The following is a 9208-nucleotide window of genomic DNA, read 5'->3' on the forward strand; positions in this document are numbered from 1 at the left end:
ACGTATGGAAAAATTACCTAAAATTGCTTTTTTTACCAATGTAGCCCCTCATTATCGGAAAGAGATTTGGGAGATTTTGCTGCAAGAAAAAGAGTGGGACCTACATATATTTTTTGGTGATAACTGTCCCAAGGATCCGCAGCCCATCCGGCAGATCGATGTGCGGCATAAGCCCTATAGAGGCCACTGTCATTCCGTAAAAAACCTTTACCGACAAGGAACGCTCATCTGGCAAAAAGGTGTGTTGCAAGGCTTTTCTCGCTGGGATACCATCATTTTGCTGGGACAGGTGGGCATCCTTTCGAACTGGATGCTGGCGCTTTTAGGAAGGTTGACGGGCAAGCGGGTCTTTACCTGGAGTCATGGCGTCTATGGGAATGAAAGTAGAGCGAAGCGTCTTTTGAAAAAGCTGTTTCATGGCTTGGCCCATGAGCATCTGCTTTATGGAGAGTATGCGAAAGAGCAGATGGAAGAGATGGGCTTTCGGCGGGAACATGTGCATGTGGTGTATAATTCGCTGCACTATAATGAGCAGCGCAAGTTGCGTCGGGAGTCTGTGAAGCCCTGCTTTTATCGGGAGCAAAGTTTCTTTCAGGACAATACCCTCCCCACGCTGATTTTTACAGGCAGGCTGACGAAAGTGAAGCGCTTAGACTTGATTTTTCAAGCCATGGAAGAGCTCGAGCAGCGCTATCAGCAGCGGGTGAATCTGGTGGTGGTAGGCGATGGGCCGGAGCGGAAGGCGCTCGCACGCAAGGCGGAAAAACTGAAGGGGAGGGTGCATTTTTATGGTCCCTGCTACGATGAGGTGCAGCTGGGTGTGCTTATCGCAAATGCAGCACTCTGTGTCTCTCCGGGGAATGTGGGCTTGACGGCTATCCATGCCATGAGCTTCGGTACACCCGTGTGCAGCCATGACACTTTTGAAGAACAAATGCCGGAGTTCGAAGCGATCGTGCCCGGTAAAACAGGCTTTTTCTTTTCCCTGTCGGCAAATAACCTGGCTGAAAAGTTACATGACTGGCTGCAGAAAGAAGGAGGCAATAGAGAGCAGATCCGCAAGGCCTGTTACAGCATCATCGACCGCCGCTTTAATCCCTATGCGCAACTGGAGGTATTAAAAAAAGCGCTACTCAAAACCAAGCAGGTGGTCTAAAGTGCTACAGCCTTATTACCTACGGAACAGCAGACAAAAAAAGCGAGGCATATAGCTTCGCTTTTTTCTTAGGGTGAGATTTAAGTAGGTGTCTAAATCACTTAAGAGGATACTTAAGTAAGTGTTTAAGTATCGGAGTGCCCGGAGGCACTCCGAGATGTAGGTGTTTAAGTTTAGAAAACTACTTAAGCCATTCCCTCTTCCTTCACCCACTTCAGTAGGGTAGGATAAGAGACATCGTTTCGGTTCGCAAATTCGAACTTCGAGACGCCAGCCTTTGCAGCCTTCTCATAGTCACGCAAAATACGTTTTTTATCTGATTCGGTAAAGTTTTTTCTTCTTTTTCTGCCAGTAGGCGTGATATTTTGGCCGAAAAGCCCATTTAATATACGTGTAAGCGCGTTAGCCTCCTGCTCGGATGCGATGCCGATAGCCGCTAAATCCTGCCTGGCGATATCTTTCGCCTTTAAAATACGTACCTCAGCACCTTTTTCGTAGGCCTCTTCGATGCTGCTGTATTGATTGCCTTCCGCGTCGTAATATAAAAAAGCTGAAGTAGAAAAACTTACGCCTTGATACTTGTTAATAAATTCCTGTAAAGTCATACAATTGTTTTTTTTGGGTGTAAGAAATAATTTGTGCTTTAGTTTTCAGTAACGAGCACAAGTTAAGAAAAAAATCAATATAGATACAAATATTTAATTTATTTTTCTAAAAAAGGTGTCACTATAGTGAGGGAGCAAATTTACTTTTCGACTGACCTGTTTAATGGTTTGAATAGCGTTAAAAGTATAGCGCTGTATTTAATTTAAATGATGCGATGCGCGGTAGAACAGTCCTTCCGAACGGATATACTGTGTTAATTGAATCATTTCTTTTATTTGCTCTTGTAGCTGGGTGATCAGATAAGCATCCTCGTGTTCGTGAAGATTGGGCGGGAACTGTTCCAAGTCACTCATGTTTGTGGCCGACTGCTGCTGCGCGATCTTTAGTTCCAGTTTAAACTGGGTATATTTTCTTTTTTTATATAAATTTTCTAAAAAGAGAAAAGCTTCGGAAAACTTGGGTGGGTTTTCTTTCGAGATAAAAAGCCGAAGGGCTTCTTCTTCGCGAAGAAGGGTCTTCAAGAGCGCCTCCTCCACTGTAAAGGGGGTCTCTTCTAAGCGGACATTTTGTAAAAAGTCCGCGACTACTTCTCGCATATGGAACATCCAGCCTAAGGTTTCCATATTCTTAAGTAGTAAAAAGTCACCGATGATATAATTACCCGACATCAGTGCATTATTAAATGCCTTATTCGTGTCGTAGGTACGCTTGATACACAGATTCAGGAAAGCTTCCTGCTCTCGAACCGGTGTTTCGATCCAAAGCGTGTTTAAATGCTCACTTTCTTGAAACAAGTGTTCGAGCGCGCTATAAATGTGATCCATATCCTAGTTTGTGGTTCTGTTATTCTTCTATAAAAATTAGAATCTGTGAGTAAAATAACAAAAAAAATAAGACAAAGTTTCTTGTTTTATGAAAAATTCAAAAAATGAGGGGAAATTAGTTGGCCTCAGTCTTCGCAGCATTTGGGCTCGCCCACCAACTTGCCCTGAGGGTCCACGGTGTACTGGCAGCAGGAGGTAAACTGCTGCTTCAATAGCCCTTTGGCCCGGAGGGCCCGCGCCTTCACATTCGCTAAGCTGATCCCCAGCCGCTCGGCCACCTGCTGCTGCTTCTCTCCACGGAGGTAAAGTCCCTCGATGACCAGCCGATAGGGTTCGGGGAGCTGCCCCACGAATTTATCGAAGCAGCAGACGCGCTGAATGCCCTCAGGCGCCTGTTCGGCAGCCACTTCCTGTTCTTCCTCCGCCACATAATGCAGCTCCTTTTCGCGGTAGCGGTGCACCTCATTCCGGGCGATCTGATACACCCAAGCACGCACCTTCGTCGGGTCCTGCAGCTGCTCCAGGCCCTGGTGGATCTTGATAAAGGTGTTTTGAAAAATATCCGAAGCGGCCTGCTCGTTCTTGATCCGTTTTAAAATAAAAAAGTACAGCCCTTCCCGATAATTCTCCCAAATTTCTTGTGTCGTATACATAGCTAGTAAACGAAAAAAAGACCAACAGAGTGCCGGCCTTTTTCTTTCATTTTAATTCCGTGTTATGCGCAGCAGGTATCGTTACACGTAGCGCATTCACACTTTTCACATGGACAATTACTCTCTTTACAGTTGACACAGTTGCACTTCGTGCAAGTACATGTCGTGCAGGTACATTCGTTCATAAGGTATGGTTTATTTATCTATTCACTACGTAGACCGAAATTACGCGAAAAAGATACACCTTGCCTTATTTTTTTATGGTTTTTTTCTAAAATGCAACAAGTTTGCGCCATAGATGCAATTGAATTGCCTATTTCGTGCAATATTTCTGCATGTAGACGGTAGAAAATAGCGTTTAGCGCTGGCTTAGCGGTGCACGATCATTTCCGGCTCGCGCACGCTAACGGTACCATCTGCTTCGATGCTATCCAGGGTGACTATTTTCAGCTCGTTTACCAGCACGGGATCATATTTGGCAGACACCCGCACATAATTTTCTGTAAAGCCGAACATGCGGCCCTCCTGCACCTCCTCTTCGAAGAGCACGGTAAAGGTCTTGTTGAGCTGCTGCTCATAGAAGAAGCGGCGTTTTTTTTCTGAGAGGCCACGTAGCGCCTTCGAGCGTTCGTTTCGGACGGCCATGGGCACTATGCCATCCATTTCCGCAGCGCGGGTATTCGCCCTTTCGGAGTAGGTAAAGACATGCAGGTAAGAGATGTCCAGCTCGTTTAAAAACTGGTAAGTCTCCAGGAAGAGCTCCTCCGTCTCCCCGGGGAAGCCCACGATCACATCCACGCCGATGCAGCAGTCCGGCATCTGCCGCTTGATGCGTGCCACCCGGTCGGCATAGAGCTCGCGGAGGTAGCGGCGCCCCATGCGGCGCAAAATCGTGTTGCTGCCTGACTGCAGCGGAATATGAAAGTGCGGCACAAAACGCTGGGAGCGCGCCACATAGTCGATGATTTCATTCGTGAGCAAGTTGGGCTCTATCGACGAAATGCGGAAGCGCTCGATGCCTTCTACTTGGTCCAGGGCCTCTACCAGGTCCGCGAAACGCTCCACCCGCTTGCCCTCTTGTATGCCGAAGTCGCCGATGTTCACGCCAGTGAGGACCACTTCCTTCACCCCCGTTTGCCCGATGCTTTGCGCTCCGCGCAAAATTTCTTCGATGCTATCGCTGCGACTTTTTCCGCGTGCGAGTGGGATGGTACAGAAGGCACAGCCATAGTTACAGCCATCCTGTACCTTTAAAAAGGTCCGGGTGCGGTCGTGGAGGGAGTAGGCATGGTTGAAGCGCCTGGCTTCCTGGATTTCGGAGGCCAGCACCTGCGGCTGCGCGGGCTTGACAAAACCATCTAGCAGTTCAATGAGGCGAAACTTCTCCGCCGCGCCGAGCACGGCATCTACGCCGGCGATCTCCGAAATTTCCTGCGGCTTCAGCTGCGCATAGCAGCCGATGATGGCCACATAGCTGTCGGGAGCGATCTTTTTGGCCTCCTTCACGATCTTTTTACACTTTTTGTCCGCGTTTTCGGTGACCGAGCAGGTATTAATAATATAAATGTCGGGAGTGTCGACAAAATCCACTTTGCGGTAGCCCTTTTCCTCGAACATGCGCGAGATCGTAGAGGTTTCCGAGTAGTTTAGTTTACACCCCAGCGTATAGAAAGCAACTTTTTTCACATTAGACTCCTTATATTCAGTCACAAAGGTACACATTCTCTGGATTTTTTCCTTTTTCTATTTTTTAGCCCCAGCCGCCGCCAAAATCGACTATCGGTGCGTTTTTAGCCCGTATTTTTTCAAAATCACATAAATTTTTCGTGAAACTGGCTAAAAATTCAGCCAAACTGGTTTTAATTCGCATATTTTCATATTTTTGTTGGTGTAAATTTAAACCACTTATAGTAAAGTATGGCAACTTTAAGACATCAGGCGCTATTAAAAGTGCAAGACAGACCTCGTGTAACGGTCACCCCTCCGGCACCGAAGATTTCGGAATACTTCGGCAGTTTAGTTTTTGGCGAGGAGGAGATGAAAGAGACGCTGGCTCCTAGCGTATTTAAGAAGGTGAAGGAAGCCATCGAAAAGGGGGCTAAAATTGAGCCGCTTATCGCTGAGGAAGTTGCCTCTGCGGTGCGTATCTGGGCACTTTCGAAGGGCGTTACCCATTATACCCACTGGTTCCAGCCGCTGACGGGCTCCACGGCGGAGAAGCATGACGCGTTTTTCGACGCACATGCGGGCATTGAAAAGTTTAAGGGCTCGGCGCTGGTGCAGCAGGAGCCGGATGCATCTTCTTTCCCAAATGGAGGTATTCGTACCACTTTTGAGGCGCGTGGCTACACCGCCTGGGATCCCTCATCGCCGATTTTTATTTTCGGCAATACCCTCTGTATCCCTACCATCTTCGTGTCCTACACCGGGGAGGCGCTCGATTACAAAACACCTCTTTTAAAGTCTATCGAGGCAGTGAATGCGGCGGCGGTGAAGGTCTGCCAGCTTTTTGACAGAAATGTGCGTAAGGTGACGCCATCCCTCGGCGTGGAGCAGGAGTACTTTGTCGTAGACAAGGCCCTGTTTAACATTCGCCCGGATCTGGTCATGGCGGGACGTTCCGTTTTCGGCCATAATCCGGCGCGTGGGCAGCAGCTGGAGGATCACTATTTTGGCTCTATCCCGACGCGCGTAAAGGATTTTATGATGGACTTCGAGATCGAAGCTCTGAAGTTGGGGATCCCAGTATCTACGCGTCATAATGAGGTGGCCCCGGGCCAATTTGAGGTGGCGCCACTTTTCGAGGAGATCAACAAAGCTACGGACCACAACCAGCTCCTGATGGATCTGATGGATAAGGTGGCGGATCGCCATAGCTTAAAGGTGCTCTTTCATGAGAAGCCTTTTGCGGGTGTTAATGGCTCTGGAAAGCATAACAACTGGTCGCTGATCACGGATACGGGCATCAACTTGTTCCAGCCGAGTAATTCAGCGCGGGAGAACTTGCAGTTCCTTTGCTTCCTGGTGGCTACGATCAAGGCGGTCTATGACAATGCCGACCTGCTTCGTGCCAGCATTGCGTCAGCGGGAAATGACCATCGTCTGGGTGCGAATGAGGCGCCACCAGCGATTATTTCCGTGTTCTTAGGCTCTACCTTGACCGGGGTGCTGGATGAGTTAGAGAAAAATGGAAATATTTCCATTGAGAAGGGAGACAACATGTACATGAAGCTGGGCATTTCGAAGATCCCGGAAATCATTTTAGACAATACAGACCGTAACCGTACTTCACCTTTTGCTTTTACCGGTAACAAGTTTGAGTTCCGTGCGGTAGGTTCGCAGGCAAATGTGGCAGGACCGATGACGGCGCTGAATGTGATCGTGGCGGATGTCTTAAATGCGCTGCATGCAGAAGTGGAGGCTTTAATTGAGGCGGGCAAAGAGAAGAAAATTGCGATCGTGGAGGTGCTTCGTAAGTACATCACCGATTCCAAGAAGGTGCGTTTCGAGGGTGATGGCTACTCTGAGGAGTGGGCGCAGGAGGCGGAGCGTCGCGGCCTGTCGAATTTGAAAAGCACGCCATTTGCTTTAGATGTTTATACGCGTGAAGAGGTAAAAGCCCTTTTCGACAAGCATCGTGTGATGTCGCCGATCGAGCTGCATGCCCGTCATGAGATCATGTGTGAAAACTACATCATGAAGGTACAGATCGAGTCGCGCGTGATGGGCGACTTAGCCTTGAACCACATCATTCCTACGGCGATGCAGTATCAGAATGTATTGATTCAAAATGCGCAAGGCCTGGCTGCTTTAGGTTTAGATAATAAGGCGGCGGTCGAAACGATCAAGCAGATCAGCAAGCATTTAGAAAATCTAAAGACCGATGTGCATGCGATGATTGAAGCCCGCAAGCGTCTGAATAAGGTAGAAGATCCTGCCGAGCGTGCGAAGGGATACAGTACGGATGTGAAGGATGCCTTCTTCGACAAGATCCGCTATGCGGTGGACAAGTTGGAGTTATTGGTAGACGACGAATATTGGCCGCTGGTAAAATACCGCGAATTGCTTTTCTTAAAATAACAGCAAAGCCCCGCAAGGGGCTTTTTTTATGCGGTATGGTTTTTTAGGTGTCGTGGGCCCTAAACCGTCGTGGATCATCGATTATCGGTAGGGGCGGCCCTTGCGGCCGCCCTGATTCGTTAATGATTCGAAAATTACCATAGGATTAATAATTTTCGGGATGGATGTGTGTCGTTAACCGTCGTGAATCATGCATCGCGATTCATCGATTATCGCCAGGATTCCCGGTAGGGGCGGCCCTTGCGGCCGCCCTGTTTCGATTATGATTCAAAAATTACCATAGGATTAATAATTTTCGGGATCGATGCGTGTTGTCACCCGTCGTGAATCATGCATCGCGATTCATCGATTATCGCCAGGATTCCCGGTAGGGGCGGCCCTTGCGGCCGCCCTGTTTCGATTATGATTCGAAAATTACCATAGGATTAATGATTTTCGGGATCGATGCGTGTTGTCACCCGTCGTGAATCATGTGTCCCGGATCATGGGTCGCGATTCGTCGATTTTCGCAAGGGCGGCCGCTAGGGCCGCCCCTACATTTTGGATTCGAAAATTACCATAGGATTAATAATTTTCGGGATGGATGCGTGTTGTCACGCGTCGTGCATCATGTGTCGCGGATCATGGGTCGCGATTCGTCGATTTTCGCAAGGGCGGCCGCCGGGGCTGCCCGTACATGTAATTATCTATAGAATTCATCGTCCCCCCAATTTGGGGGGTTGTTTCGAATGTAATCGGCAATACGTTGATAGGATTTTTCATCACGAATGATGTGATCGTAATAATCTCGTTGCCATAATTTTCCCATGAATTCATTTCTTGATTTGTAAATGGGCAGACAGCCATTCGATACTAGGGATTGATAGGCACCTACAATTTGGCCTAATGGTATTCGATTGCCTTCTGCTCTTATAGGTTCTGCTTGCAGGTCATCTGTTAATTGAATGATACCGTGCATGTGATTCGGCATGATTTGAAAAACATCTAATTCCACATGTACAAAACGTTCAGGTAACGCTAACCATTCTTGGTAAGCTATTTCTCCCATTTCATTTAAAATCATTTCATGATTTTTTATTTGTCCGAAACGGCACAATTTATTTTGACAACAAATAGTCACGGAATATAAACCTGCTTGTGAATAGTCGTACCCTTTTAATCGGATCGATTTACGGTTCCCTTTGTTATTACGCATATGCTGTTGTTTTATTAAAAATATAGTAGTTTTTTTCAAAAATAGAATTTCTGAAAAATCAACAGTTGTTATAATCATTTAAAATCCCGTAGGGGCGGCCCTTGCGGCCGCCCTGAAACGATTATGATTCGAAAATTGCCATAGGATAAATGATTTTCGGGGTTGTGTATGTGTTGTCACCCGTCGAGCATCATGTTTCGCGATTCATCGATTATCGCCAGGATTCCCGGTAGGGGCGGCCCTTGCGGCCGCCCTGTTTCGATTATGATTCGAAAAATGCCATGGGATTAATAATTTTCGGGATGGATGCGTGTTGTCCATCGTCGTGCATCATGGATCGCGGATCATGTGTTACGGATCATCGATCTTCGCAAGGGCGGCCGCCAGGGCCGCCCCTACATTTTGGATTCGAAAATTGCCATAGGATTAATAATTTTCGGGATCGATGCGTGTTGTCACCCGTCGTGAATCATGTGTCCCGGATCATGGGTCGCGATTCGTCGATTGTCGCAAGGGCGGCCGCTAGGGCCGCCCCTACATTTTGGATTCGAAAATTGCCATAGGATTAATGATTTTCGGGATGGATGCGTGTTGTCGCCCGTCGTGGATCATGGATCGCGGATCATGTGTCGCGATTCATCGATTGTCATCAGGATTCCCGGTAGGGGCGGCCCTTGCGGCCGCCCTGTTTCGA

Annotated in this window: 7 protein-coding genes; 2 read left to right on the top strand and 5 right to left on the bottom strand. The window is 47.9% G+C overall.

Annotation, left to right across the window (positions count from 1 at the left end; translation table 11 throughout):
• The first annotated feature begins 4 nt into the window (after window positions 1-4).
• On the top strand, window positions 5-1156 hold the full coding sequence (locus ACXIT9_RS12585) for a glycosyltransferase family 4 protein (protein WP_458056593.1): 1152 nt from the start codon (window positions 5-7) through the stop codon (window positions 1154-1156).
• Between the two features lie 185 nt (window positions 1157-1341).
• Here ACXIT9_RS12585 and ACXIT9_RS12590 read toward each other — a convergent pair whose 3' ends face one another.
• From ACXIT9_RS12590 to mtaB, 4 genes are all read right to left on the bottom strand, one after another.
• Entirely contained in the window at window positions 1342-1761 is a 420-nt protein-coding gene (locus tag ACXIT9_RS12590) for a hypothetical protein (RefSeq protein ID WP_458056594.1), read from the bottom strand.
• Between the two features lie 198 nt (window positions 1762-1959).
• Window positions 1960-2586, bottom strand: a complete 627-nt coding sequence (locus ACXIT9_RS12595) for a hypothetical protein (RefSeq protein ID WP_458056595.1) — start codon at window positions 2584-2586, stop codon at window positions 1960-1962.
• A gap of 125 nt (window positions 2587-2711) precedes the next feature.
• On the bottom strand, window positions 2712-3239 hold the full coding sequence (locus ACXIT9_RS12600; protein WP_458056596.1) for a sigma-70 family RNA polymerase sigma factor: 528 nt from the start codon (window positions 3237-3239) through the stop codon (window positions 2712-2714).
• 369 nt (window positions 3240-3608) lie between these two features.
• Window positions 3609-4925 carry a tRNA (N(6)-L-threonylcarbamoyladenosine(37)-C(2))-methylthiotransferase MtaB gene (gene mtaB, locus ACXIT9_RS12605; RefSeq protein WP_458056599.1) on the bottom strand — a complete coding sequence of 439 codons (1317 nt, stop codon included), beginning with the start codon at window positions 4923-4925 and terminating at the stop codon, window positions 3609-3611.
• Window positions 4926-5156: 231 nt separating this feature from the next.
• Here mtaB and ACXIT9_RS12610 point away from each other — a divergent pair, with 231 nt between their 5' ends.
• Window positions 5157-7319: a glutamine synthetase III family protein gene (locus tag ACXIT9_RS12610; RefSeq protein WP_458056597.1), complete on the top strand. Its 2163-nt coding sequence runs from the start codon at window positions 5157-5159 to the stop codon at window positions 7317-7319.
• Between the two features lie 682 nt (window positions 7320-8001).
• Here ACXIT9_RS12610 and ACXIT9_RS12615 read toward each other — a convergent pair.
• Window positions 8002-8514, bottom strand: coding sequence for a transposase (locus ACXIT9_RS12615; RefSeq protein ID WP_458056598.1), 513 nt, complete (start codon window positions 8512-8514; stop codon window positions 8002-8004).
• Between the last annotated feature and the right edge of the window lie 694 nt (window positions 8515-9208).

The sequence above is a fragment of the Nitritalea sp. genome (genome assembly GCF_054166705.1).